We start from the raw sequence: 26,481 nt of genomic DNA, 5'->3' as shown, positions 1-26,481 counted from the left end.
ACTCTAAAATTGAGATAATCTAGGAAAAATCTTGAAAATTCGCGCATTGCACTTATCCGATCTTCATTTAAGCACTAAAAAAAATGACCACGATCAGCACACAGTTATTGCGGCTTTATGCAAAGATATCGAGAACCTAAGAGAATCTGAGGATTTTGATTTTATTTTTTTTACTGGGGACCTTGTCGGTAAGGGATCTTATTCTGAAGATTACCGCATAAAAGTTAAAGAAGATTTTATTGATAAGATATTATCAGCAGCAAATCTAACACAAGATCAATTTTTTTTGTGCCCCGGAAATCATGATCTTGAGTTGCTGGCTAGAGATAAAATTTATGAAAGTGGGCTGCAAAATGCTCTTTCAGACCGTATAAATGTAAATGAATTTATTTCAGAGCATGAATCACATACTTCAGCATTCAGATCTTTGGAAAAATTTAATTCTCTTTCTGCAGATTTTGGATCAACGAGTTGTTTAAAAAGAACTCCACTTTACGCTAATTTTCTGCTTCATTTACATGGCCAAAAAATTGGGGTTGCAGCACTTAATTCTGCATGGCGTGCTACTGGCCGCTCTAATGATCAAGATTGTGGAACACTTATTTTAGGTGAGCGTCAGATAGAACTTTCAGCTAAAGGTTTGGAAAATTGCGATGTTAAAATTGCATTAGTTCATCATCCTTTAAACTGGCTATCGCCTAAAGATTTTGCGTCAACACAACGAGCAATTGCTAGAAATTTTGACATACTGTTGCATGGTCATGTCCATGAGGGAGACGGACTATCTTTGGTTGCTCCTCATAACAATTTGATTATTTGCGGCGCAGGATGCCTATATCAATCACGTGATTACTTTAATGGTTTTTCGATAATTGAAATTAATACCAAAGAAAATACTTTTCATCAAGAAACGCGAGAGTATTTTCATGGACGAGATTGTTTCGATGTAAGTGTACGCTTTGCAGGAGGAGGGATTTTTAATTCTCCGTTAAAAAAAAACTCTGAGGTGAACTTTGTTTTACCAGAGCGAAGTGTTCAAAGAATTTGTGATGAAGCAAATAGGCAACTTGTTTCATCAGCAATTTCTGATGTTGCTCCAGAAGATATTGGTGATTTGTTCGTTGAACCTAGAATTTCTCGAGTTTCACCTAATCAGATAGATGTAGATATAGCTTCTCAAGGAAAAACAAATTTGATTAGCATTCCTGACCTCGAAAAAGATCCAAAAAATTTCTTTATTTGGGGTGGAAAAGAGTCAGGAAAAACAACAACCTTAAATTATCTTGCTGTAAGAGCAACTCGAGCAACTGCTTTATCTGGGAATGTTGCTTTCTGTATAGATGGTCGGAATTTCTCAAGTGCTAGTTCGATACTTAGCGCATTTGGAACGTTCTGTGATGGAGCATTGAAAAGATCAGAGATTGAGCGTGCATTAGAAACAGGAAAGGCAACTATACATATTGACAATTGCCCTCTTGATAGAAATTCATTACAGTACCAAAATTTAGTAAAATTTACTAAGTTATATTCAAAAAATAAATTTATCTTTAGCGCGGAAGATAGTGCGCGCATTACTCTCGTAGAACAAGCCTTGCCTGATCTAGGCGTTAACGTTTCAGAGCTCTTTTTACTTCCTTTCAGTCGTAGGCAAGTACGTGCATTAATTAAAAATTGGTTTGGAGATGCTGCAGATGAATCCTCTCACATTCTTGATGGTGTTTTACGTGTTACAGCAAAGCTACAGTTACCGCGTTCTCCATTTTTAATGAGTATGATACTTTGGTTGAACGAGAGAAAAATTGCCTTCTCCCCAGTAAATTATGCAACATTAATTGAAAATTTCATTGAAGGTCTATTAGAGAAATTAGCTGATACCAATTTTAGATCTGAGATATATACGTTTCGTATCAAGCAACATTTTCTCTGCGAATTGGCCGCCAAGATGAGTAGAGACCCAGTGCACTCCATATCTCGTTTGGACTTAGAATCCTTTGCTGTTGAATACTTTAAAGCCCGGCCACAGCCAAAAGCAAAACCTTTAGAACTTATTAACCATTTCTTTAGCCGTGGAGTCTTGCTTGAGATTGGCGAGGATGTTCGCTTTAAACTAGAGTGCTTCCGAGAATACTTTGTAGCGCGCAGAATGCTTGATAAGCCAGATTATCTTGATGAATGCACATCAAAAGATAACTTGCTAAAATATATAAATGAAATAGATTATTACTCAGGCTTAAAGCAAGACAATATCGAGTTACTAAGCTTGGTTGCGCATCGATTAGAATATGCATCTCGAGCGGTTGATTTAAATATTACATCCAATGATTATTCAAGAGTTGCATCACATGATGACTCAATTTTGGACAGTCTGCGGGATCGCGTGCATGACTTAATACTATCACGCCCAAATAATCAAGAACAAGAGGCAATTCTTGATGATTTTGATGAAATAAATTTGCATACTCAAAAAAATGATAAATCAGAAAATAAAGAAGAAAAGATTAACCATTCATCTATAGAGGCTGATCAGATAGAAGTTGTTCAATATGACTCAAAATATTCTGATTATTTAAAACATCTTATATTAGCATCGATGGTTTTAAGGAATTCTGAATTAGTTGACGACAATACTTCAGTCGAACAGATATTTCATACCTGTATCGAACATTGGTCAAGAAATATAATTTTTGCATTAGTTCAACTTGAAATTCTCTCACAAGATCGTGGCTCCTTTACAGACGAACATAGAAATGAAAGGAGTCTTAAAAAAATGGTTAGCACTGTAATTCCAGCAATTTTTCTGGCTATGGTTATTGAATATTTAGGCACAGCAAAACTAGCTGATGTAATGAATCGTTTTTTAGAAACCCATGCGAATCAGGAATTACCTGGTTTGATCACCGTCTTACTTTATGCGGAACTTGGCTTGCCAAAATACATGGATAAGATTGAAGATTTTATGGAAAGACCTAATGTTCTTGGAGGCTCAAGAGATCTTATTTTTACAAATTTACTTACTAACTATATGTTTAAGAAATTATCTTCAAATGATCAAACAAGGATCGAGGCATTCTTAGCAAAGCAAGCAAAAACGTATAGAAGCTCTACTAGTACTGGAGGAGCAGAAAAAGCAGCCTTTATTCAGCAATTACGCGATAGAGCTAGAACAATAAAAATATCGTCACCAGATTCTATTAAAGATAAATAATAAATTAACAAGTATTTAATGGCTTTTATCTACGTTATGACTAAATTAAGTAAACACAGGATGTATTAAGGTTACCTCGAATAACCCAGTTTTGAACGCCAGCAGGCAATCTGAAGCATGATTCAGATTGCCGCGGTGCTGCGATAATACGATTTTTGATCGCAACGTGTACTTGAGCAGGTCGGTTTGGCAGCCCCAGGCTGCCAAACCGCGGGTTTATAACGGCGCCGACCGCGTTCTTTCAGGAAGACCAGACGCTTGAGGTTGTAACTGGCAGCTTTCAACTGCAGGGCCAAGGTCGTGGGCACGATGCCAAGGCAGCCCACCAGTTTCCCCCCATCGGAGCCAAAGAGCCGAACACATGTTCGACACGGGCGCGCGGCGTAGCGATCGAGCGGTTAAGCCGCTTCTGCGTCTCGGAAATGCCTTTAGTTGCATGGCCTCGTCGCTGGATATGCACGCGCCAGCCAGCTTGCTTCAAGTTGGTTTCCCGTTCGATGCTGGGGTAGCCTCGGTCAGCATACATGTCGCGGCTGGTGTTGCTCGGGTAGTGCAACTCTTCAAAGATTATGGTGTCGGCCACGGCTGCATGCGTGACTATGATTCTGCGCATCAGCTTGCAGCGCTTGTCGATGCCGGCGTGCAGCTTGTAGCCGAAGTGATTCTTGCCGTGCTTTTTGGTCCACTTCGCGTCGACATCCTTTTGCGCTCGCTTGTGCCGTTTCCAGCCCAGCGGCACCGTGCCTTCCTTGACCGTTTCGGCCTCCTCACGCTTGTTGCGCTGGACCGGGGCTTGCACCAGCGAAGCGTCGACGATCTGGCTGCAGCGCGCCAGATAACCCTGCGACAGCAACTGCTTCTGGACTTGCTCGAACACCTGGTTGCCCACGCTATCTTGTGCCAGGCGGTCACGGAACAGCTAGATCGTCTTGGCGTCCAGGATGCTGCTACTCTCGGTCAGATCCAGGAAACGCAGAAAGCTGCGACGGTCCAGCAACTGCTACTTCAGCGCACCGTCGGCCAGGTTGTACAACTGCTGCAGTATCAGGATTTTGATCATCAACACAGTTGGGTACGGAGGATGACCGCCTTTAGCGCGGAAAGGACGCGGTGCAGCGGCGTCAATACGCGCCGCCAGCGCCTCAAAATCCCCATGCTCGCGTAGCCCCACCTACGGGTTGCCCAATTTTGTGCGACGGTCTTCGCGCTCTTGCTCGGCAAATAGACTAATCCGGGGCTTCATCATGACGACACTCGCCGGCTTGTTCGATGCGAGGACTTTACCCAGCCGGCGTTAGGTCAGCCGAGGTTTTTCGAAGTGCGCTTAATCATTGCTTTTGTAGAAAATAGTGAAGCTATATATCGTGAGCGAGAAGCAGATTTCGAAGGAAATCAAGCGCCTCGAAAAGCTCATGGTCGACCACGCCAAGAACCTGGAGTTCGAAAAGGCGGCGCAGGTGCGCGACCAGCTGCACGTGCTCAAGCAGCAAGCCTTCGGCGCGCCGGGGGCGGACAACGTGGTGTCGATGCTGGGCAAGTAAACGCCAGCCCTGCATGCGCGACCGGAAGCGACCTGCGGGTCGCTTTTTTCATGGCGTCCGGGCGCCGTTACATAGCGATAACACAGCGATAACACAGCGATATAGAAAAGACATTGCGAACATGCTATCTTGCTGTCTGTCACTTATGGAGGAAACATGCACAGCCGTCTTGCCCTTCTCGGCGCATTCGCGCTCGCCCTGGCCAGCAGCCTCAGCTTTGCCGCAGCCGACATCACCTACCTGCAGAATGGCCTCGACCTGCGCGGCCAGTGCCTCGGCGCCGAGGGCGAGCACGTGGCCATGAACAAATGCGACAAGTCGCCGTCCCAGCAATGGGTGACGGTACGCGGCGACATTCCCGGCTATTTCAAATTGCAGACGGTGGCCGGCGGCCAGGCCGCCTGCCTAAGCGCCTCCACCACGACCGGCACCGACGCCATCCATATGGCGCCCTGCGGCAAAGGGAAGGACCAGCAGTGGATCCTGAAGGGCGGCGTGCCGCGCATGATGTTCACCAACCGCGCCACCGGCAACGAGCGCTGCCTGCAAGCCGTGCAGACCGGGTTCAAGCTGAGCACCTGCGAACGCAGCGAGCCGGGCCACTTCTGGCGCGGCAGCTGGGAACCGACGATGTAGGGTGGACGGGGTGAATCAGGCCACTGGCCTGATTCACGAACGTCCACACTACGAACCCGCGACGGACGCGTTATTTTACGTCGAGCAGCTCGACGTCGAAGACCAGGTTGGCGTTCGGCGGGATCGGGCCGGCGCCATCGGGGCCGTAGGCCAGCGCGGCCGGGATCAGCAGGGTGCGCTTGCCGCCCACCTTCATGTCTTCCACGCCCTGGTCCCAGCCCTTGATGACGTTGCCGGCGCCGAGCTGGAAGGTGAACGGCTCGCGCCCGATCGAGCTGTCGAACTGGGCGCCGTGCTGCTGCGGCGCACTGGGCGCGAACAGCCAGCCGGTGTAGTTGACGGTGACGGTCTGCCCGGCGGTGGCGACCTTGCCGCTGCCTTCGACGGTGTCGGTCTTCTTGAACGCTTGCGGCGAGGTGTCGGCGACGGTGGCCGGGCCGGTGGCGTTGGTCTGCTTGTGGCGGTCGCAGGCGCCCAGGGAAAAGGCGAGGACCAGGCCGAGGGCGATGGTGGTGATGGTGGATTTCATTGGCGTTTCCATTTCGTGGTTAAGTATGCTCCGTCGCCCCCGCGAAGGCGGGGGCCCATGCCCAGTATCCAAAGTTCGTAGCTACAAAGCATTCGAGCAGCGTCAGCTTTCCCTAAATCATTTATGCCGTATGGGTTCCCGCCTTCGCGCGAACGACGGTTTTCGGCAGTAAGCCGCTCACAGCGTTTTGACGAACGCCCGCACCCCGCCCAGCAGCATCTCGATCGACATCGCCGTCAGGATCAAGCCCATCAGGCGTTCGAACGCCGTCATCACCTGCGTGCCGAGCACCTTTTGCAACCGCTCGGCGCCGAGGAACACGGCCAGCCAGACGATGCCGACCGCGGCCAGCGCCGCCACGTGCACCATCACCTCTTCCGTGCTGCGCGAGGTGAACAGCAGCACGGTGGCCAGCGCCGAGGGGCCTGCCAGGGCCGGGATCGCCAGCGGCACGATGAAGGGTTCGCCGTGCTCGCTCTTGCCGAGCACGCCGTCCGGATGGGGAAAGATCATGCGCATGGCGATGATCAGGAGGATCACGCTGCCGCCGATGCGCAGGGAGATGTCGGTCAGCTGCAGCGCCGTCAGGAAGTGGCGGCCGAAGAACATGAACAGCAGCAGCAGCAGGAAGGCGATGGCGCACTCGCGCACCACGATGCGCGGGCGGCGCGCCGGCGGCACGTCCTTCAGCGCGGTGACGAACAGGGGCACGTTGCCGAACGGGTCGGTGACGAGCAGCAGCAGGATGAAGGTCTGGAAAAAACTCTGGGTCATGGGGCGGATCGGTGAACGCAAGGTCGCGGCGGGCGCCGAAACCCTGCAATCTTAACCGATTGCAACCCACCGTGGCGGCGCCGGCCGCCGCCGTTCAGAACCTATTTCAGTAGGCAGGGGGAAGCTAATGGCGATGCATGGCAAGCAGGGGCAAGGCGCGAGGACGCCGCATGGCGAGCCATGCAAGGACGAGCAACGCAGCACCTGTTTGTCAGGCGCGCCAGTAGCGACTCCGGACTACTGAAATAGGTTCTCAGGCAAATTCGGTCTGTTCCAGGTCCGGCGCCGGCAGGCCGAGCGTGCCGCGCGCAGCCGGCGCCGGCGCGGCGCCGCGGCGGGCCGGCGCGCGTTCGCCGCGCAACTTGAAGCGGCTGACCACTTCTTCCAGCGCCAGCGCCTCGTCCTTCAACGTGGCGGCGGTGGCGGCCACCTCTTCCACCAGCGCGGCGTTGTGCTGGGTGATCTGGTCCATCTCGCTGATGGCCTGGTGGGTCTGCTCGATGCCGTCCGACTGTTCGCGGCTGGCGCTGGCGATCTCGACCACGATGCCGGACACCTTGTCGATGCCGCCGACGATCTCCTGCACGGTGGCGCCGGCCTGGCGCGCCAGGGCGCCGCCCTCGGCGATCTGCGCCACCGAGCCGTCGATCAGCGCCTTGATCTCGCGCGCCGCCGTGGCCGAACGCTGCGCCAGCGTGCGCACTTCGGACGCCACCACCGCGAAGCCGCGGCCCTGCTCGCCGGCGCGCGCCGCTTCCACGGCGGCGTTCAGCGCCAGGATATTGGTCTGGAAGGCGATGCCGTCGATGACGTCGATGATCTCGACGATGCGCGCCGACGATCCCTCGATGCGCGTCATCACCTCGACCACCTGCCCCACCGACTGGCCGCCGCGGGCGGCGGTCCGGGCGCTGGCGCCGGCCATCGCGCTCACCGCATTCGCATTGTCGGCATTGTTCTTGACGGTCACCGTCAACTGTTCCATCGAGGCCGCGGTCTGCTGCAGCGCCGAGGCCTGGCGCTCGGTACGTCCGGACAGGTCGATGTTGCCGTTGGCGATTTCGGTGGCGCCGTCGGCCAGTGCCTGGGCGCCATGGCGCACCTGCAGCACGATCGCATTCAGGCCCTCGTTCATGGCGTTCAGCGCACGCAGCAGCGCCGCGGTTTCGGTGCGGTCGCCCGCTTCCACCATGGCCGACGCGGTCAGGTCGCCGGCGGCAACGGTGCGCGCCATGTCGACCGCCTGCGCCAGCGGACGGCAGATCGAACGCGTCAGCCAGAACGCGAACAGCGCGGCCCCGAACGTGGTCACCACGCCCAGGCCGATCATCAGCGCGCGCGCTTCCTCGTAGGCGCGGGCGGCGCCGACGGCGTCGTCCCGGCTTTTCTTCTTCTGCAGCGTCATGAAGGTGCGGATCGCACCCTGCCACTGCATCATCGCGGGGCCGGCGGTGCCGAGCAGGTAGTGGATCGCCTGCGGATCGCCGTGCTCGGCCATCGCGCGGAAGCGGTCGTTCATCGGTTCCACCGTGTTTTCGAGGCGCTTGATTTCGCGTACCAGCTCGGCGCCGCGCTCGTCCAGCGGCAGCGCCTGCAGGGCGGCGTAGGCGGTATCGTATTTTTCGTTGGCGGCCACCACCTTGGCATACTCGCGCGCGGCCTCGCTCTGGTTGGCCAGCAGCGCCATCGAGCGGATCACGCGCGACACCACGTGCACCGAGTCGGACATGTCCTCGAGCAGTTCGATCTTGCGCATGTTGATCTGCACAATGTGCTCGGTGGCCACGTTGGCGCGTCCCATTTCAAACAATCCGGTGGCGGCGACGACGATCAATGCCAGGATCATCGCACCGAAGCCGATGCGCAGACGCGTCTTGATGGTGGAGCGGAAAAAATTCATGGTGGCTGTAGGGTGAGGACGAATTCCGGATGCCGTCGCCAGTCGCTGGCGCCGGCCCTGTCACAGGCATCGTTACCACGACATCGGTCCCACGCGATGGCCTGTTCCTCGGCGCGGATTACCAATATTCTGGATCACGTAAATACCGATGAGCAAGACATTTATTGACTCTCGGCATCTTTTCAGCTTTTCAGCAACACCGCAAGGGAATTTCCAACCATGCTCGCCTGAAGCACACGGTTCTGCCCTGATTTACAACGTTCAAAAAAAATCGAGGCCGTAGCCTCGATTTTCTAGGAAATTTATCCTGATCAGTTCTTTTCGAACTTCTTCATCCACGCCGACAACTGGTGCGGACGCAAACCGTCGTAGTCCTCGAACGGCTGGTGGATCCACGGATTGTGCGGCAGGTCTTCCAGGTGGTAGTCCGGCACCAGCGACGACGTACCCTTGACCCAAATCACGGCCGAGCGCACTTCGGTGACGTCCGGGTAATTCGACTGCAGGTGCTCGCGCACGCGCTGCAGGGTCACGCCGGAATCGGCCAGGTCGTCCACCAGCAGGATGCGGCCGGCCAGCGGGCCCTTGGTCATCGTCATGTACTTGGCGATGTCCAGGTTGCCCTGCTTGGTGCCGGCTTCCTCGCGGTAGGAACTGGTCGACAGGATCGCCAGCGGCACGTCGAAAATGCGCGACAGCACGTCGCCCGGACGCACGCCGCCGCGCGCCAGGCACAGCACCATGTCGAACTTCCAGTTCGATTCGTAGACCTTCAGCGCCAGGCGCTCGACCAGGCGGTTGTAGTCGTCCCAGGAGACCCACAGGTCCTTGTCAGTCGATGCAGGGGTATTCATCTGCTAGATTCCTATTCTTATTCGATATCAAGCCGCGAACGGATGGCGCAGCACGATGGTTTCTTCGCGGTCCGGGCCGGTCGACACCATGTCCACCGGAATGCCGACCAGTTCTTCGATGCGCTTGATGTAGGCGCGCGCGTTGGCCGGCAGTTCGTCCATCGACTTGGCGCCGACGGTCGATTCGGTCCAGCCCGGCATCTCTTCGTACACCGGCACGCAGGCGGCCGCTTCCTCGGCGCCGACCGGGAAGATGTCGGCATCGCGGCCGTCGATCTTGTAGCCGGTGCACAGCTTCAGCGACTCGATGCCGTCCAACACGTCCAGCTTGGTCAGGCACATGCCCGACACGCCGTTGATCTGCACCGAGCGGCGCAGCAGCGCGGCGTCGAACCAGCCGCAGCGGCGCGCGCGGCCGGTCACGGTGCCGAACTCGTGGCCCACGCGCGACAGGTGCTCGCCGACGCCGGCGTCGGTCGGCAGTTCCGACGGGAACGGGCCCGAACCGACGCGGGTGGTGTAGGCCTTGGTGATGCCCATGATGTAGTGCAGCATGCCCGGGCCGACGCCCGAACCGGCGGCGGCGTTGCCGGCCACGCAGTTGGACGAGGTGACGAACGGGTAGGTGCCGTGGTCGACGTCGAGCAGCGAGCCCTGCGCGCCTTCGAACAGCAGCTTGCCGCCGGCCTTGTGGGCGGCGTACAGGGCGGACGACACGTCGCCGACCATCGGGCGCAGGCGCGGCACCAGCGCCATGGCGTCGTCGAAGGTCTTCTGGAAGTCGACGGCCTGGGCGCCCAGGTAGCCGGTCAGCACGAAGTTGTGGTAATCCAGGTTTTCGCGCAGCTTCTCGGCGAAGCGGGTCTCGTTGAGCATGTCGGCGATGCGGATCGCGCGGCGCGCCACCTTGTCTTCATAGGCCGGGCCGATGCCCTTGCCGGTGGTGCCGATCTTGTTGGCGCCGCGCTTGGCTTCGCGGGCGACGTCGATGGCGACGTGGTAGGGCAGGATCGCCGGGCAGGCTTCCGAGATCTTCAGGCGCGAGGCGACTTCGACGCCAGCGGCCTGCAGCTTGTCGATCTCGCGCATCACGTCCGGCACCGAGACCACCACGCCGTTGCCGATGTAGCAGGCCACGCCTTCGCGCATGATGCCCGACGGGATCAGTTGCAGCGCGGTCTTCTGGCCCTTGATCACCAGCGTGTGGCCGGCGTTGTGGCCGCCCTGGAAACGCACCACGCCGGCGGCGTGGTCGGTCAGCCAGTCGACGATCTTACCCTTGCCCTCATCGCCCCACTGGGTACCGATGACAACGACGTTCTTAGCAGTATTTGACATCACTTAACCTAAGTTTTTGAGAATCCAATTTCCTTGTTCGAGGACGAGCACGCGGTCGCACTCGAACTCGTCCTGTACATTGTCGTGGCCCGGCATGGACTGGATCACGACTTCGCCGGCCTTGCGCAGGCCGGCGATTTGCGCGCGCAGTTCGGGGGCGTTGCCCCAGGGCGCGCGGATGGCGTGCTTGCGCCCGGCGCTCGGCAGCAGTCGCGCCAGTTCGCGCAGGTCGAGCGAAAAGCCGGTGGCCGGACGCGCGCGCCCGAAGGCTTCGCCCACGTGGTCATAGCGGCCGCCGCGCGCCACCGCGTTCGGCAGGCCCGGCACGTACAGCGCGAACATGGCGCCGCTTTCGTATTGGTAGCCGCGCAGGTCGGCCAGGTCGATCGCGACCTGCGCCCGGCCCTGCGCCGAGGCCGCCAGCGCGGCCAGTTCGGCCAGCGCGCGCGTGATGCCGGGAATCGCCGGCAGCAGTTCGCGCGCCCACGCCAGCACCTCGACGTCGCCGTACAGGCTCGGCAGCGCCAGCAGGGCGTCGCGCGTGGCCGCGGCGTAATCGGCGGTCGCCTCTTCCAGGCCGGGGAGGTCCTTCGAGCGCAGCAGGCCGTACAGCAGCTGCTCGTCGCGCTTGGCGGCAGGATCGTCGTCCAGCAGCGCGCGCAGCACGCCGACGTGGGCCAGGTCCAGGCGCGGCCGCTCGAAGCCGGCCAGCGCCAGCGAGGCCAGGGCCAGTTCCTGGATCTCGGCGTCGGCTTCCAGCCCGGCGTGGCCGTAGATCTCGGCGCCGATCTGCAGCGGCTCGCGCGTGGCGTGCAGGCCCGAAGGACGGGTGTGCAGCACGCTGCCGGCGTAGCACAGGCGGGTGACGCTGTCGCGGTTAAGCAAGTGGGCGTCGATGCGCGCCACCTGCGTGGTCATGTCGGCGCGCAGGCCGAGCAGGCGGCCGCTCATCGAATCGATCAGCCTGAAGGTGCGGGTATCGGTATCCTGCCCGGCGCCGGCCAGCAGCGAATCGACGTATTCGAGCAGCGGCGGCATCACCAGTTCGTAGCCGTAGGTGCGGAAGGTGTCGAGCATCAGGCGGCGCAGCTCTTCGATCTTGCGTGCTTCGGACGGCAAGACGTCGGCGATATTCTCGGGCAGTAGCCAGGTAGGCATGGGCAAAGCGGATCGGTTTGTTAAATTTCAGGCAATTTTCAGCAAACGGCGACGCGGCTTTGCACGCATCCCTTGCGCCGAATCGACGATTTTAACCGAAAACAAGGCGCGTTGGGGCAATGGCGTGTTGTGGCAACGGCGTGTCGGGCGGTAGGGTGGACGTGGCCGACGAGGCAGGTTCCCGTCCACGCGTTCAAACGGTGATACGCAGGTTGAATGCTACTTGCCCGCGCCCGGCCCCTTGAAGTACTTGAAGAACTCGGAATTCGCATCCAGTACCAGCACGTCGTTGCGGCCCTTGAAGGTCGCCTTGTACGCTTCCATCGAGCGGTAGAAGCGGTAGAACTCCGGATTCTTGCCGAACGACTGCGCATAGATCGCCGCCGCGCGCGCGTCGCCCTCGCCGCGGATCGACTCGGCGTCGCGCTGGGCCTCGGCCAGGATCACGCTGCGCTGGCGCTCCGCATCGGCGCGGATCTGCTCGTTCTCGGCGGCGCCGGTGGCGCGCGTCTCGCTGGCCACGCGCACGCGCTCGGCGCGCATGCGTTCGATCAGGGAAGCGTTCACCTGGTCGCTGAAGTCGACGCGGCGCAGGCGCACGTCGGCCACCTCCACGCCCAGCCGGCGCGCGTCCGCGGCGACGCGCTGGCGCACCGCCTCGGCCACCTGCCCGCGCTGGCCGGACAGGACGTCGCCGACGCTGCGCTTGGCGATCTCGGCGGTGAGCGCATTGCGCACCAGCTGGCCGACGCGCTCGTTGCCGCCGTCCCTGGCGCGTTCGCCGCTGCGGCCGCTGACGGCACCGCCGGACAGCAGGTACTGGCGCGCGTCGGCGATCTTCCACTTGACGAAGGCGTCGACCACCAGGTCCTTCTTTTCGTTGGTCAGGAAGCGCTCGTTGCCCGGCATGTCGAGCGTCTGCAGGCGCTTGTCGAGGTAGGACACGGTCTGCAGCGGCGCCGGCAGCTTGAAGTGCAGGCCCGGGCGCGCGACCACGTCGCGCTCACCCATGCCGGACACCACGGCGTAGCGGTGCTGGTCGACCGAATAGGTGATCGAGGACAGGATGGCGGCCGCGGCCACGGCGGCCACGGCGATGGAAAGCACGCGGTTCATCAGCGGCTCTCCCGTTCGCGCGACGCATCGCGGCTGCGCAGGTCGCGGTGGCGCGCCTCGCCATGTTCCGGCGCCGGCGCCGGCTGGGCCTGCGCTGGCGCCTGTGCCTGGCCTTGTTGCGGCTGGCCTTGCTGCCCTTGCTGCACTTGCGGCTGGGCCTGCTGCGGAACTTGCTGGGAACCCTGAGCCTGCGCTTGCCCCGGCGCCTGCTGCTGGGCCGGCTGCCCCGGCTGTCCGGCCGCCGGCGGCTGCGCCGGCATCATCACCGGGCCGGAACGGCTGCCCAGTGCGGCTTCGTTGGCGGTCGATTGCGCCAGCAGGCGGTCGAGCGGCAGGTAGATCTGGTTGGTGCCGGTCTTGGCGTCGATCATGACCTTGCTGGTACTGGAAAGAATCTGCTGCATGGTGTCGATGTACATGCGGTCGCGCGTGACCGCCGGGGCCTTGGCGTATTCGGCCACGATCTTGTCGAAGCGCGCGGCATTGCCTTCGGCCGTGTTCTCGACGGTGGCACGATAGCCCTGTGCGTCCTGCAGCTGGCGCGCCGCGCGGCCGCGCGCCTGCAGGATGACGTCGCTGGCATAGGCATCGGCCTCGCTGCGCAGGCGCGCGCGGTCCTCTTGCGCGCGCACGCCGTCCTCGAAGGCGGCCGCGACCTGCTCCGGCGGCTGCGCCGACTGGACGGTGACGGCGACGACCTCGGCGCCGAGCTTGTAGCGCTCGAACATGTCCTGGATGCGCCCGCGCGCCTCCAGCGCCACGCGTTCGCGGCCGTCGTACAGCACGTAATCCATCTTGCTGCCGCCGACCACTTCGCGCACCGCGGTCTCGGCGGCGCCGCGCACCGTATCGACCTGGTCGCGGTTGTTGAACACCCAGGCGACCGGGTCCTTGATCTTGTATTGCACCGAAAACTGCAGGTCGACGATGTTCTGGTCGCCCGTCAGCATCAGCGCCTCGTTCGGCTGCTTGTTGCGCACGTTGCCGCGGTAGCCGATCTCGGCGGTTTGCACCTGCGCCACGTTGACGACTTCATGCGCCTGGAACGGCGCCGGCCAGCGCCAGCTGACGCCGGGGCCGGTCTTGTGCGACAGCTGGCCGAAGGTGGTGACGATGCCGACCTGCCCTTCCGGCACCACGAAGGCGCCGCTGGACAGCCAGATCGCCGCGGCGATGGCGGCGGCCAGGCCGGCGACGGCGCCGACGCCGCGCGCGCCCGGGCGGAACGAACCGTCGCCGCCGCTACCGCCGCGCTTGCCGAACAGGCGGTTCAGGCGCTGGTTGAAGTCGCGCCACAGCTGGTCGAGGTCGGGCGGACCGTCGCCGCCGTCGTTCTTGTTGCCGTTCTTGTTGTCGTTCTTGCCCGGACGGCGGCCTTCCTGCGCCTTGTGGCCCTCTTCGGGACGGTGGCCCCAGCGCGGGTCGTTCAGCGAGAGCTTGATCCCGGAAGAGACAGGGAAACGGAAGCCGGCACCGCCAGCGGGCGGCGCAAGCGGCGCCGGGACGCCGCGCGGCGCACCCGCCGGCATGGCGGCCGCAGCGGGACGCTTGAAGGAAAGAACGGGCATAAATCGCTTAATAAGGCCTGCGCGCCGGTTGAAGGTGCGAACGCTCAATGCGGCCCGACAGGCGTGGTTGCGGAAATACTCTCGGCCGGGCCACTGATGCCGGTTTCCAGGTCGTGCACGAAGCCGCGTGGGTCGGCGTCCTCGTCGGACTGCGCCGGACCGGGTCCGCGGCGCGCCGCCTCGACGATCGCCTCGCGCAGCAGGTCCAGGCCGGCGCCGCTGTGGGCGCTGATGAAAACGCGGCTGATTTTATCATATTCATCACGTTCCACTCCCGGCTCGAGGCCGGCCGCATCGATCTTGTTCCACACCAGGATCTGCGGAATGTGGTCGGCGCCGATCTCGCGCAGCACCTCGTTGACCTGCTGGATCTGCTCCATGCGCACCGGCGACGAGCCGTCCACCACGTGCAACAGCAGGTCGGCGTGGATGGTTTCCTCGAGCGTGGCGCGGAACGCCGCCACCAGCTGGTGCGGCAGTTCGCGCACGAAGCCGACGGTATCCGACATGACCACGTTGCCGGTTTCCTCGCCCAGGTACAGGCGGCGGCTGGTGGTGTCCAGGGTCGCGAACAGCTGGTTCGCCACGTACACCCCGGCCTTGGTCAGGGTGTTGAACAAGGTCGACTTGCCGGCATTGGTATAGCCGACCAGCGATACCGAAAAAGTCTTGTTGCGGCCACGCGCACGGCGCTGGGTCTCGTGCTGCTTGCGCAGCTTGGACAGGCGCGCGCGCAGCATCTTGACGCGCTCGCCGATCAGGCGGCGGTCGGTCTCCAGCTGGGTTTCGCCGGGACCGCGCAGGCCGATACCGCCCTTCTGGCGCTCCAGGTGGGTCCAGCCGCGGATCAGGCGCGTGGCCAGGTGCTGCAGCTGCGCCAGCTCGACCTGCAGCTTGCCCTCGTGGCTCTGGGCGCGCTGGGCGAAGATATCGAGGATCAGGCTGGTGCGGTCGACCACGCGGATGTTGAGGCGCCGCTCCAGGTTGCGCTGCTGGGCGGGCGACAGGGCGTGGTTGAAGATGACGATGTCGATGTGCTCGGCCAGGCAGGCCTGGGCGATCTCGTCGGCCTTGCCGCTGCCGACGAAGTGGGCCGGATCGGGGCTGCTGCGTTTGGCGGTGATGGTGGTGACCGGCGTGGCGCCGGCGGAACGCGCCAGCAGCGCCAGCTCTTCCAGGCTGGCCTTGAAGTCGCCGGCGCCGAAGTCGATGCCGACCAGTGCCGCGCGCATGGTGTCGGCGCCCTGGCCGTCAGGCTTGTCCCTCACTCAGCGTCGTGCTCGAGGTTGAGGTTGACGGCGCGGGCCGGAACGACGGTGGAGATTGCGTGCTTGTAGACCATCTGGGTAACCGTGTTACGCAGCAAGACCACGTACTGGTCGAAGGATTCGATGTGGCCTTGCAGCTTGATGCCGTTGACCAGGTAGATCGAAACAGGGACATGCTCCTTGCGCAAGGCGTTCAGGAATGGGTCTTGTAACAGTTGCCCTTTGTTGCTCATAACAGCTCCGTAATGTTGTTGTCGTATAAAAATTGAGGCGGTATGCCGTTTTTCAAGTGCTTGGGCCAGCATTCTCGGGTTGAATGCTTTCCTAGGGCTACTCTACCCTGTTTCACCGATTTTTGTCGTCCTGCTAGGCTTATGAAACGCTTAAAGCCGCGTTGCCGTCGCCCCAGGCACGCCTGCGACGACGCCCGCGCAGGCACATGACTGTCCAAGATGATCGTACTGACCTAGAGACCGTCTTCCCCGCGCAGGCGGGGACCCATGCAGAGTGTCATGCAGCCGCAGTGCCGGCAGGCCGACGATAGTTGCCACGTATGGGTCCCCGCCTGCGCGGGGACGACGTGCAGGTGGCTTGCCGCGCGGTACGTCGTCGAAGCGTTTTACTCGCCGCCTTTGGCAAACGGGTTCTTGCCGCTGCGCAGCTCGATCCGCAACGGCGTGCCGATCAGGTCGAAGGTATCGCGGAAGTGCTTTTCCAGGTAGCGCTTGTACGGCTCGGTGATGCCGTCCAGCGCATTGCCGTGGATGACGATGATCGGCGGATTCTGGCCGCCCTGGTGGGCGTAGCGCATCTTCGGGCGGGTGCTGCCCTTGCGCTTCGGTTCCTGCTTCTCGATCGCTTCCTGCAGCGCGCGCGTCAGGCGCGGCGTGCTGAGCTTGGCGGTGGCGGCGGCATAGGCGGTGTCCACCGACTTCAGCAGCTGCGGAATGCCGGTGCCCTTCAGCGCCGAGATGAACTTCATTTCGGCGAAGCCGAGGAAGTCCAGCTTGCGGTCGATGTCGTTCTTGACCTGGTCGCGCTGGTCGGAGGTCAAGCCGTCCCACTTGTTGACGGCCACCACCAGCGCGCGCCCGGTTTCCAGGATGAAGCCGGCGATGTGCGCGTCCTGCTCGGAAATGTCGAGCTGGGCGTCCAGCATCAGCACGACCACGTTGGCCTCCGAGATCGATTGCAGCGTCTTGACCACCGAGAATTTTTCGATGGCCTCGAACACCTTGCCGCGGCGGCGGATGCCGGCGGTGTCGATCAGCGTGTAGTTCTTGCCGTTCTTTTCGAACGGCACCTCGATCGAGTCGCGCGTGGTGCCCGGCATGTCGAAGGCGATCACGCGCTGCTCGCCGACCAGGGTATTGATCAGGGTCGACTTGCCGACGTTCGGGCGCCCCACCAGCGCGATCTTGACGCCGTGGTCGGCCGGGTCGAACTCGGCCTCCTCGGCCGGACGCAGGGTCACGGCTTCGTCGATCGCCTCGTTGACCAGGTCGAGCACGCCGTCGCCGTGGGCGGCCGAGATCACATACGGGTCGCCCATGCCGAGCTCGTAGAACTCGGCGGTGACCGAGGTGTACTTCATGCCCTCGGACTTGTTCACCACCAGCATGACCTTGCGGCCCGACTTGCGCAGGAAGTCGGTGATGGTCTTGTCGTGCGGGGTCAGGCCCTGGCGGCCGTCGACGATGAACATCACCACGTCGGCCTCGGCCACCGCCTGGCGCGTCTGCAGCGCCATCTCGTGCATGATGCCTTCCTTGGCGACCGGCTCGAAACCGCCGGTGTCGATCACCAGGAACGGGCGTTCGCCCATGCGCCCTTCGCCGTAGTGGCGGTCGCGCGTGAGGCCGGGCAGGTCCGCCACCAGCGCGTCGCGCGAGCGGGTCATGCGGTTGAATAAGGTCGACTTCCCGACGTTCGGGCGTCCAACGAGTGCGATTACCGGCTTCATGTAATTATGCTATTCGACCGCGATGGCGGTCACAGTTCCATTTTGTGTTTGAAAAATCAGGTTCGACCCCGCCACCAGCGGGGTCGACGAGATGGCGCTGCCGTCGGTGGCGGCGCGCGCCAGGAAGGCGCCGTCCTCGCGCGACAGGAAGTGCACGTAGCCCTGGTAGTCGCCCACCGCCACCGTGCGGCCGTAGGAGACCGGGGTCGACAGGCGGCGGTAGGACAGCTTGTCGTTCTTCCAGGCGCTGGTGCCGCCGTCGCGGTTGTAGGCGGAGACGGCACCCTTGTCGTCCGGGACGAACACGAAGCGCTGGTCGACCGCCACGCCGGCCTCGGACGAGATGTCGCGGGTCCAGCGCGGGCTGCCGGTGGCCAGGTCGAAGCAGCCGACGCGGCCCTGGTAGGTCACGGCGCAGACATCGCCCTCGTAGACCACCGGGTAGCCGCCGATGTCGGTCACGCGCTCCAGTTCGGTGGCGCCCTTGGCCACGCCGACCTCGATTTCCCAGCGCGGCGCGCCGGTGGCCAGGATCAGCGACATCAGCTTGCCGCCCGGCTGGGCGATGATGACGTCCTTGTCGTGCACCACCATGCCCGGCGCCAGGCGCAGGGTCAGCGGCGGCGAAGTACGCTGCACGGTCCACTTCTTCTGGCCGGTCTTGACGTCGTAGCCGACGATGCGGTTGTCGATGCTGCGCGCCACCACCACGCCCTGCCCCACGGCCGGCGCCGACAGGATCTCGCTCGACAACTGGGCTTTCCACAGCGGCTTGCCGTCCATGTCGAAGGCCATCAGCACGCCCTTGGCGCCGCCCACCACGATGGTCTCGCCGTCGGTGCCGACGCCGGCGGTCAGGTCGCTGCCGGCTTTCACGCGCCACAGCTGGCGGCCGCTGGCGGCGTCCACGCGCACCAGGGTGCCGTCGCCGCCGGCGGCGACCACGGTGTTGCCGGCCAGCGCAGGCGTCAGCGGGTAGTTGTTGGACTTGCCGACTTCCAGCTTCCACGCGGTACGCACCGCCATCGACGCCTTCAGCTCGACCAGCGGCGCCGGCAGGTTGCCTTTCGGCTTCGAGGCGAACGGATTGAGCGAACTAATCGTCGAGCAGCCCGTCATCAGGGCGAGGACACCGACACCAACCAGCTTGCGGGAAATACGCATGTTGTTTTTTACCTTGTTCTGAAAATCAGCTTGCGAGAGCAACTTGAGCGTCGTCCCCGCCCTAGCCGGGCGCCTCGGCGGGGACCCATACAGAGCATCCATGACGCGACATATGAGAGGCCGCAAAATACGCAAATGAACGATTTCTGTGCTTCAGTATGGATTCCCGCCTGCGCGGGAACGACGGTGGTTATGCTGCGACCGACAAATTACGTAACGCTCGACGATTACGCGGCGGCTTTCTGCGTCACGGTCACGGCCGGATTCACCGGCGCGCCGCCGATGGCGTCCAGCTTGACCTGCACGATCTGGCGGCCAGGATGCTGTTTGCCCATCTTGTCGAGCGCGTTCTGGTAGGCGGTGCGCGCGTCCGCCAGCTTGTTCTGCGCCACCAGCACGTCGCCCCTGCGGTCGGCCACCTCGGCGGCGAACTGCGGCAGGAAGTCGCCGTTCAGCGCGGCCAGCGCGCCGTCGTAGGCTTTTTCGTCGAGCAGCACGCCGGACAGGCGCAGGCGCGCCACCGACTTGTACTCGTCGTTGCCGTGGTCGATCGCCCACTGCAGCTGCGCCTTGGCGGTCTTCAGGTCGTTGGCGTCGAAGGCCGACTTGGCGGCGGCCAGCGCCGCCATCGGGGCATAGGCGCTGCGGCCATATCCCTTCTCGACTTCGCCGGCGATGCGCTGCACCTTGGCGTTGTCCTTGGCGTCGAGCGCCTCGGTCAGCAGCACGTAGCGGTTGGACGCTTCGCGCGACAGGTCGCGTTCGTGCGAGTTCCAGAAATTGTAGGCGGCATAAGCGCCGCAGGCCAGGATCAGCACCCAGCTGATCAGGTTGCCGAAACGGTTCCAGAAAGCCTTGAAATTGGCTATCTGTTCCTGTTCTTCGAGATCGTATGCCATGGACGTGTTGTAAGTTATCGGTGGATCGGATGGTTGGGATTACGGGCGGTGCACGTGATGGTGGTCGTCGCAATCGGGGCCGCAGTCGTGCTCGCCACCGCCGCCGACGATCTGGTCGACCAGGTAGTCGACCGCGGCGCCGAAGGCGACGGTGGCCTGCTGCGCGTTTTCGCCCTGCGCGGCGCGCAGCGACTTGACCGCGACCTCGTCCTTGGCGACCTCGTCCTCGCCGATGATCACGGCGAAGGCGGCGCCCGAGGCGTCCGCCTTTTTCATCTGGCTCTTGAAGCTGCCGGCGCCAGCCGGGGTGGCGCAGTGCAGCACCACGTCCAGGCCGGCGTCGCGGATGCGCTCGGCCAGGATGAAGGCCTTCATGCGCGCCTCATCGCCCTGGTGCACCATGTAGACGTCGCACTGGCCCGGCGCGGCCGGTTCGCCCTGCGCCTTCATCAGCTCGATCAGGCGTTCGATGCCCATGGCGAAGCCGATGCCCGGGGTCGGCTTGCCGCCGAAGGTCTCGATCAGCGGATCGTAGCGGCCGCCCGCGCACACGGTGCCCTGGGCGCCGAGGGCGTCGGTGACCCACTCGAACACGGTGCGGTTGTAGTAGTCCAGGCCGCGCACCAGGCGCGGGTTGACCGTGTACTGGACGTTGGCGGCGTCGAGGATTTTCTTGAGACCCTCGAAGTGCGCCAGCGACTCCTCGCCCAGGTAGGACAGCAGCTGCGGCGCGGCGTTGACCAGATCCTGCATCGCCGGATTCTTGGTGTCCAGGATGCGCAGCGGATTGGCGTGCAGGCGGCGCTTGGCCTCGGCGTCCAGCACGTCGATGTTGGCTTCGAAATAGGCGATCAGGTCGGCGCGGTGGCGCTGGCGCTCGTCGGCATTGCCGATCGAATTCAGTTCCAGGCGGATCTCGTCGAGGCCGATGTCGTCCCACAGGCGGCGGCACAGCATGATCAGCTCGGCGTCGATGTCCGGGCCGGAAAAGCCGATCGCTTCCGCGCCGAACTGGAAGAACTGGCGGTAGCGGCCGCGCTGCGGACGCTCGTGGCGGAACATCGGGCCCTTGTACCACAGGCGCTTGGGACCGTCGTAGGCCATGTTGTGCTCGACCACGGCGCGCACCACGCCGGCGGTGCCTTCCGGACGCAGCGTCAGCAGGTCGCCGTTCATCGCGTCGGTGAACGAATACATTTCCTTCTCGACGATGTCGGTGACGGCGCCGATGGCGCGCGCGAACAGGCCGGTTTCCTCGACGATCGGGGTGACGATCTTCTGGTAGCCGTAGCTTTTCAAGACCGACTCGGCGGTGTTTTCGAACAGTTCCCACAGCGGCGCGTCGGCCGGGAGGATGTCGTTCATGCCTTTGATGGCGCTGATTTTTTCTTTTTTCTCGGACATTCTATTTCTTCCTCGGCGTCGTTCCCGCCCTGGCCGGTCGCCTTGGCGGGAACCCATACGGAGCATCTTCGGCCAACTCGGCATGGGTCCCCGCCTGCGCGGGGACGACGCTAGCTATTCGCGGTCTCTCGACCGTAATTTTTCTTCACGTATTCCAGCACGATCGCCTGGAACTCGTCGACGATGCGCTCACCGCGCAGTGTAGCGACCTTTTCGCCATCCACAAAGACCGGGGCCGCCGGCGATTCGCCGGTGCCGGGCAGGCTGATGCCGATATTCGCGTGCTTCGATTCGCCCGGACCGTTGACGATGCAGCCCATCACGGCCACGTTCATCGCTTCCACGCCCGGGTAGGTCTTCTTCCATTCCGGCATCTGCTCGCGCAGGAAGGTCTGGATGTTGTCCGCCAGCTCCTGGAACACGGTCGACGTGGTGCGCCCGCAGCCCGGGCAGGCGATCACCATCGGCGTGAACTTGCGCAGGCCCATGGTCTGCAGGATTTCCTGGCCGACCACGACTTCGCGCGTGCGGTCGCCGCCCGGCTCCGGCGTCAGCGAGATGCGGATGGTGTCGCCGATGCCTTCCTGCAGCAGCACGGACAGGGCGGCGGTCGAGGCCACGATGCCCTTGCTGCCCATGCCGGCCTCGGTCAGGCCCAGGTGCAGCGCATAGTCGCAGCGCCGGGCCAGCTCGCGGTACACCGCGATCAGGTCCTGCACGCCGGAGACCTTGCACGACAGGACGATCTGGTCGCGGCGCATGCCGATTTCCTCGGCGCGCTGGGCGTTCTCGATGGCCGAGGTGATCAAGGCTTCGTACATCACCGCCTGGGCGCTCCACGGCTGCGCGCGCGCGGCGTTCTCGTCCATGATGCGCGCCAGCAGCGCCTGGTCCAGGCTGCCCCAGTTGACGCCGATGCGCACCGGCTTGTCGTTGCGGATCGCGATCTCGATCATCTGGGCGAACTGGCTGTCGCGCTTGGCGCCCTTGCCGACGTTGCCCGGATTGATGCGGTACTTCGACAGCGCCTGCGCGCATTCCGGATAGTCGCGCAGCAGCAGGTGGCCGTTGTAGTGGAAGTCGCCGACCAGCGGCACGTCCACGCCCATGCGGTCGAGCTGCTCGCGGATCGCCGGCACCGCCGCCGCCGCCGCCGGCGTGTCGACGGTGATGCGGACGATCTCGGAACCGGCGCGCGCCAGTTCCTTCACCTGGATCGCGGTGCCGATGGCGTCGGCGGTGTCGGTATTGGTCATCGACTGCACCACCACCGGGGCGTCGCCGCCGATGCGCACCTGGCGCGCGCCGTGGCTGACCAGCACGCCGCGGCTGGCGCGCCGGCCCAGCGGACCGGAAGGGATCGGCGACGGGCCGGCCGGCGCCGCGTCGGGCGGCACGGTGTCCGGCGTATCCGGGGCGGCATCTAGCATGCGCACCGCCTCCGGCGCGTCGGGCGTGTTCGTCATTGGAGAGGACATTGGGTTGGTCATGGTACGTTGTGCTTCATTCCAGGTTCACGCGCGCCAGGGTCTTGCCCGGCACCGGCGGCAGCGCCACCGGGGCGCCGCGCAGGGTGACCGAGACGCCGCCCGGATTGCCGACGGTGACGCGCACCGGGCCGCTGACATTCACGGTCTCGGTGCTGCCGGCCTTGACCAGGCGCGAGATCAGCGGCGCGCCGCCCTTGCCCGGCCTGACCTCGATCCACGAATCCTGGCGCACGTTCAGCACGAGCGCGCCGGGCGTCGCTACGCCGGGCGTCGCCACGCCGGGCGTCGCCACGCCGCTACCGGCGGCCGGGGTTGCGGCGGCATTGGCGACGTTCGCGGGCGTCGCCGCCGCGGCTGGCACGGCGGCGGGCGGCGCGCCCGTGGCGGTGGTGGCGGGCACGTTGACCACGGCGCCGCCGGCGGCTGCGCCCGGCGTAGCGACGCCCGGCGTGGCGACGCCCGGCGCGGCCGTCGTCGATGCGGAGGCCGCGTTCGGCGCCGGCACCGAGATCAGCGGCACCGACGGATTCTGCAGCGTCTCGACCGTGCTGCCGTGCGCGCCCTCCGCGGCGGCGCCGGCCGGCGTGGTCACGCTCGTCGATGTCGCCGCGGCGTCGCCGTGCTGGCCGGTCGGCAGCAGGCCGAAGTGCCATGCCGCGGCGGCGGCGGCCACCACGGCGACGGCGCCGCCGATCCAGGCCAGCGGCAGCTTGCTGCGCTTGTTATGCAGCGGGAACTTGGCTTCCGAAAACGACGTCGGACTCGGACGGCGCGCGGCGGCCGCAGCGGCGGTGTTGCCGCTCGGGACCGGCGGCGTGTCCATCTCGATCTGCGCCACCAGCGGCGCCGGGTCCAGCTTCATCAGCTTGGCGTAGGCGCGCACGAAGCCGCGCGTCACCGCCGGGCTGGGCAGCGCGGCATAGTCGCCCGCCTCCAGCGCCACCACCTGGCGCACCGCCAGCTTCAGCTGGTCGGCGACCTGTTCCACGCTCCACCCCATCGCTTCGCGCTGGGCCGCCAGGGTCTTGCCGGGAATGGCGTGGCGGTTGTCGGGCGCCGCCGGCTGTTCTGCACGCTCGGAACTCATTGTTGTCGTCTCACTCATTAAAGGCACCGCGCTCGAACGCCGCGTATTCCGGCGAGCCTGGGAAGCGCTTGCGCAGCTGCGCCGCCAGCGATGCTTCCATGGACCGGTCGCCGAGCCTGTGCTCGACCCGGATGGCCAGCCACAACACGTCGGCCGACAGCGTCTCGAGTTTCGCCGTCTCGGTCAAGCGGTTGATGAAAAACCCGGCGCGGTTGTCGTCGCGCCGCTCGAAGTAGACCCGCGCCAGGCCGCTGCTCACGGCCGGCAGCGCCGGATCGTAACGCAGCGCATCGAGCAGGTAGCGCTCGGCCGCGTCGGTATTCTTCATCTTCAGGCTGCAGTTGCCGGCATTGACCAGGGCCTTTACCGGCGAACCGTAGGCCGGATTCTTCAGCGCGGCCTCGAAATGGCCCATGGCTTCGGCCGGCTTGCCGCCGGCCTCGCACAGGAACAGCCCGTAGTTGTTGGACAAGTCCGGATTGCGCGGCGCCAGGCGCAGCGCGTGCCGGTAGTTCTCGTCGGCCAGGGCGTTCTCGCCCATGGCGGTATAGATCAGGGCGCGGAAGCCGTAGGCGTCGGCATAGTCCGGATCGGCGGCGATGGCCTGCTTGACCTCGTCCAGCGCGATGGCGTACTTGCGGTCCTGGTAGTAGCCGACCGCCAGCTGCAGTCGGATCTGGGCGCGCTTCTCGGCCGCGGTCTGGTCGGACGCGGTGCGCAATTCGCGCGGCGCGCCGCCGTACCCGCCCTGCGTGCCGGCGCAGCCCGGCAGCAGCGTCGCCGCGAGCGAGATCGCGAGCAGCGCTGCGGTGCGGGCACTGCGTCCGGCCGGCGCAGCCATCAGGAAGCGATCTCCACGATCTTGCCGAAGTTGGCGCCGAACTTCTGCTGGTATTCCGCCATCTTGCTCATGCGCTCGTTGACGCGGGTGCGGTCCTGCACCTCGCCGGCCAGCTGGCCGCAGGCGGCGTCGATGTCGTCGCCGCGCGTCTTGCGGATGGTGGTCACGATGCCGGCATCCATCAGTACCTGGGCGAAGGCCTTGATGCGCGGGTTCTTCGAGCGCAGCAGGCCGGATTCCGGGAACGGGTTGAACGGAATCAGGTTGAACTTGCAATTGACGCCGACCTGCGGGTCGTTGACCAGGGCGATCAGCTCGCGCGCATGCTCGTCGCTGTCGTTGACGCCGTCGAGCATGCAGTATTCGAAGGTGATGAAGTCGCGCGGCGCGAATTCGAGATAGCGGCGGCAGGCGGCCATCAGCTCGCGCAGCGGGTACTTCTTGTTCAGCGGCACCAGGCCATCGCGCAGCGGGTCGTTGGACGCGTGCACCGACACCGCGAGGGCCACCGGGCATTCCTGGCTGAGCTTGTCCATCATCGGCACCACGCCCGAGGTCGACAGGGTCACCCGACGGCGCGACAGGCCGTAGGCGTTATCGTCGAGCATCAGCTTGAGCGCGGTGACGGTCGGCTCGAAGTTCAGCAGCGGCTCGCCCATGCCCATCATGACCACGTTGGTGATCTGGCGCTCGCCCTTCGGGCCGGGCTCGATGCCCTTGGTACGGCGCAGCTCGAACTCGGCCATCCACAGCTGGCCAATGATCTCGGCCACGCTCAGGTTGCGGTTGAAGCCCTGCTTGCCGGTCGAGCAGAAGCGGCAGTTGACGGCGCAGCCGGCCTGCGTGCTGATGCACAGCGTGCCGCGCGTCTCTTCCGGGATGAACACGGTCTCGACCGCGTTGCCGTTGCCGACGTCGACCAGCCACTTGCGGGTGCCGTCGGCGGAGGTGTGGTCGCTGATGATGGCCGGCGCACGGACCTCGGCGCGGGTCTTCAGTTTTTCGCGCAGCGACTTGGCCAGGTCGGTCATATCGTCGAAATTCGACGCCCCGAACTGGTGGATCCAGCGCTGCAATTGCTTGGCGCGAAATGGCTTCTCCCCCAACTCGGCGCAGTAGGCGACGAGCTGCGCGGGATCGAAGTCCAGCAGGTTGGTGAGAGTGGCCATATCGATTCCTGTATTTACCAAAATAATCCCGCCCGCGGGCAGCCGGCCAGTCAGTGGCAGGCCGTCGGCGGGCGGCTACAACATGCGCAGCCGGGCGCCGGCGGACGATCCGTCCGCCGCGCCGCAGCTGCGGATCAACGCGAGTAGACGTTCAGTGCCGGGAAATAGTAGGCGATTTCCACGGCGGCGGTCTCGGCGGCGTCCGAACCATGCACGGCGTTGGCGTCGATCGAGTCGGCGAAATCGGCGCGGATGGTGCCGGCGTCGGCCTTCTTCGGATCGGTGGCGCCCATCAGTTCGCGGTTCTTGGCAATCGCGCCTTCGCCTTCCAGCACCTGGATCATGACCGGACCCGAGACCATGAAGTCGACCAGGGCGCCGAAGAACGGACGCTCCTTGTGGACGGCGTAAAAGCCTTCGGCTTCGGCGCGCGACAGCTGGGCCATGCGGGCGGCCACGACCTTCAGGCCGGCGCCTTCAAAGCGGCTGTAGATTTGACCGATCACGTTTTTTGCGACTGCGTCTGGTTTGATGATCGACAGGGTGCGTTCGATTGCCATGTAAAAACTCCAATGAA

Annotated in this window: 23 protein-coding genes and 1 pseudogene; 3 read left to right on the top strand and 21 right to left on the bottom strand. The window is 62.6% G+C overall.

The features are described from left to right. Positions 1 to 31 precede the first annotated feature (31 nt). Positions 32 to 3,205 (top strand): metallophosphoesterase, encoded by a 3,174-nt coding sequence (locus HH212_RS15565; protein WP_170203303.1) that lies wholly within the window; start codon positions 32 to 34, stop codon positions 3,203 to 3,205. Between the two features lie 280 nt (positions 3,206 to 3,485). Here HH212_RS15565 and HH212_RS27100 read toward each other — a convergent pair whose 3' ends face one another. Further along, complete coding sequence (locus tag HH212_RS27100) at positions 3,486 to 4,094, bottom strand: transposase (protein WP_211172348.1); 609 nt, start codon at positions 4,092 to 4,094, stop codon at positions 3,486 to 3,488. Between the two features lie 111 nt (positions 4,095 to 4,205). Next, positions 4,206 to 4,376, bottom strand: coding sequence for a transposase (locus HH212_RS27895; protein WP_211172347.1), 171 nt, complete (start codon positions 4,374 to 4,376; stop codon positions 4,206 to 4,208). A gap of 181 nt (positions 4,377 to 4,557) precedes the next feature. Here HH212_RS27895 and HH212_RS15555 point away from each other — a divergent pair. Then, positions 4,558 to 4,746: pseudogene (locus HH212_RS15555) on the top strand (UvrB/UvrC motif-containing protein); the annotation flags it as partial. A 156-nt stretch (positions 4,747 to 4,902) separates the two neighbouring features. Beyond that, a complete protein-coding gene (locus HH212_RS15550) occupies positions 4,903 to 5,382 on the top strand; it encodes an RICIN domain-containing protein (protein ID WP_170203302.1) in 480 nt (159 codons plus the stop codon). Between the two features lie 70 nt (positions 5,383 to 5,452). Here HH212_RS15550 and HH212_RS15545 read toward each other — a convergent pair whose 3' ends face one another. The 19 genes from HH212_RS15545 to ndk all read right to left on the bottom strand — a co-directional run bounded on the left by HH212_RS15545 (position 5,453) and on the right by ndk (position 26,464). Further along, complete coding sequence (locus tag HH212_RS15545) at positions 5,453 to 5,911, bottom strand: FKBP-type peptidyl-prolyl cis-trans isomerase (RefSeq protein ID WP_170203301.1); 459 nt, start codon at positions 5,909 to 5,911, stop codon at positions 5,453 to 5,455. 177 nt (positions 5,912 to 6,088) lie between these two features. After that, positions 6,089 to 6,685, bottom strand: a complete 597-nt coding sequence (locus HH212_RS15540) for a MarC family protein (protein WP_170203300.1) — start codon at positions 6,683 to 6,685, stop codon at positions 6,089 to 6,091. A 253-nt stretch (positions 6,686 to 6,938) separates the two neighbouring features. Further along, on the bottom strand, positions 6,939 to 8,585 hold the full coding sequence (locus tag HH212_RS15535) for a methyl-accepting chemotaxis protein (RefSeq protein ID WP_170203299.1): 1,647 nt from the start codon (positions 8,583 to 8,585) through the stop codon (positions 6,939 to 6,941). A gap of 311 nt (positions 8,586 to 8,896) precedes the next feature. After that, complete coding sequence (locus HH212_RS15530; protein ID WP_170203298.1) at positions 8,897 to 9,439, bottom strand: phosphoribosyltransferase; 543 nt, start codon at positions 9,437 to 9,439, stop codon at positions 8,897 to 8,899. Between the two features lie 27 nt (positions 9,440 to 9,466). Then, a complete protein-coding gene (locus tag HH212_RS15525) occupies positions 9,467 to 10,777 on the bottom strand; it encodes an adenylosuccinate synthase (RefSeq protein ID WP_170203297.1) in 1,311 nt (436 codons plus the stop codon). Between the two features lie 3 nt (positions 10,778 to 10,780). Then, positions 10,781 to 11,935: an ATP phosphoribosyltransferase regulatory subunit gene (locus HH212_RS15520; RefSeq protein ID WP_170203296.1), complete on the bottom strand. Its 1,155-nt coding sequence runs from the start codon at positions 11,933 to 11,935 to the stop codon at positions 10,781 to 10,783. A gap of 219 nt (positions 11,936 to 12,154) precedes the next feature. After that, positions 12,155 to 13,051, bottom strand: a complete 897-nt coding sequence (gene hflC / locus HH212_RS15515) for a protease modulator HflC (protein WP_170203295.1) — start codon at positions 13,049 to 13,051, stop codon at positions 12,155 to 12,157. Continuing rightward, complete coding sequence (gene hflK, locus HH212_RS15510) at positions 13,051 to 14,619, bottom strand: FtsH protease activity modulator HflK (protein ID WP_229217298.1); 1,569 nt, start codon at positions 14,617 to 14,619, stop codon at positions 13,051 to 13,053. The genes hflC and hflK overlap by 1 nt, the downstream gene beginning before the upstream one ends. A 44-nt stretch (positions 14,620 to 14,663) precedes the next feature. After that, on the bottom strand, positions 14,664 to 15,851 hold the full coding sequence (gene hflX, locus HH212_RS15505; protein ID WP_170205468.1) for a GTPase HflX: 1,188 nt from the start codon (positions 15,849 to 15,851) through the stop codon (positions 14,664 to 14,666). A gap of 32 nt (positions 15,852 to 15,883) precedes the next feature. Next, positions 15,884 to 16,120 carry an RNA chaperone Hfq gene (hfq, locus tag HH212_RS15500; protein ID WP_170203294.1) on the bottom strand — a complete coding sequence of 79 codons (237 nt, stop codon included), beginning with the start codon at positions 16,118 to 16,120 and terminating at the stop codon, positions 15,884 to 15,886. A gap of 386 nt (positions 16,121 to 16,506) precedes the next feature. Continuing rightward, positions 16,507 to 17,850 carry a ribosome biogenesis GTPase Der gene (gene der / locus HH212_RS15495; RefSeq protein ID WP_170203293.1) on the bottom strand — a complete coding sequence of 448 codons (1,344 nt, stop codon included), beginning with the start codon at positions 17,848 to 17,850 and terminating at the stop codon, positions 16,507 to 16,509. A gap of 9 nt (positions 17,851 to 17,859) precedes the next feature. Then, on the bottom strand, positions 17,860 to 19,014 hold the full coding sequence (gene bamB / locus HH212_RS15490; protein ID WP_170203292.1) for an outer membrane protein assembly factor BamB: 1,155 nt from the start codon (positions 19,012 to 19,014) through the stop codon (positions 17,860 to 17,862). Positions 19,015 to 19,241: 227 nt separating this feature from the next. Further along, a complete protein-coding gene (locus tag HH212_RS15485; protein WP_170203291.1) occupies positions 19,242 to 19,913 on the bottom strand; it encodes a YfgM family protein in 672 nt (223 codons plus the stop codon). 39 nt (positions 19,914 to 19,952) lie between these two features. Next, positions 19,953 to 21,317 (bottom strand): histidine--tRNA ligase, encoded by a 1,365-nt coding sequence (hisS, locus tag HH212_RS15480; RefSeq protein ID WP_170203290.1) that lies wholly within the window; start codon positions 21,315 to 21,317, stop codon positions 19,953 to 19,955. A gap of 110 nt (positions 21,318 to 21,427) precedes the next feature. Further along, complete coding sequence (ispG, locus tag HH212_RS15475; protein ID WP_370663877.1) at positions 21,428 to 22,807, bottom strand: flavodoxin-dependent (E)-4-hydroxy-3-methylbut-2-enyl-diphosphate synthase; 1,380 nt, start codon at positions 22,805 to 22,807, stop codon at positions 21,428 to 21,430. 13 nt (positions 22,808 to 22,820) lie between these two features. Beyond that, positions 22,821 to 23,894, bottom strand: coding sequence for a helix-turn-helix domain-containing protein (locus HH212_RS15470; protein ID WP_170203289.1), 1,074 nt, complete (start codon positions 23,892 to 23,894; stop codon positions 22,821 to 22,823). Between the two features lie 10 nt (positions 23,895 to 23,904). Further along, the gene (pilW, locus tag HH212_RS15465; protein WP_170203288.1) at positions 23,905 to 24,735 is read right to left on the bottom strand and encodes a type IV pilus biogenesis/stability protein PilW; all 831 of its coding nucleotides are present in this window, start codon (positions 24,733 to 24,735) and stop codon (positions 23,905 to 23,907) included. Continuing rightward, positions 24,735 to 25,904, bottom strand: a complete 1,170-nt coding sequence (gene rlmN / locus HH212_RS15460) for a dual-specificity RNA methyltransferase RlmN (RefSeq protein WP_170203287.1) — start codon at positions 25,902 to 25,904, stop codon at positions 24,735 to 24,737. Before rlmN ends, pilW begins: the two co-directional genes overlap by 1 nt. Positions 25,905 to 26,038: 134 nt before the next feature. Next, on the bottom strand, positions 26,039 to 26,464 hold the full coding sequence (ndk, locus tag HH212_RS15455) for a nucleoside-diphosphate kinase (RefSeq protein WP_170203286.1): 426 nt from the start codon (positions 26,462 to 26,464) through the stop codon (positions 26,039 to 26,041). Between the last annotated feature and the right edge of the window lie 17 nt (positions 26,465 to 26,481).

The organism is Massilia forsythiae, from assembly GCF_012849555.1.
Taxonomy (GTDB): Bacteria; Pseudomonadota; Gammaproteobacteria; order Burkholderiales; family Burkholderiaceae_D; genus Telluria; species Telluria forsythiae.
The sequence above is the reverse complement of the archived record's forward strand: the minus strand, read 5'-3'. Positions and strand labels throughout refer to the sequence as shown.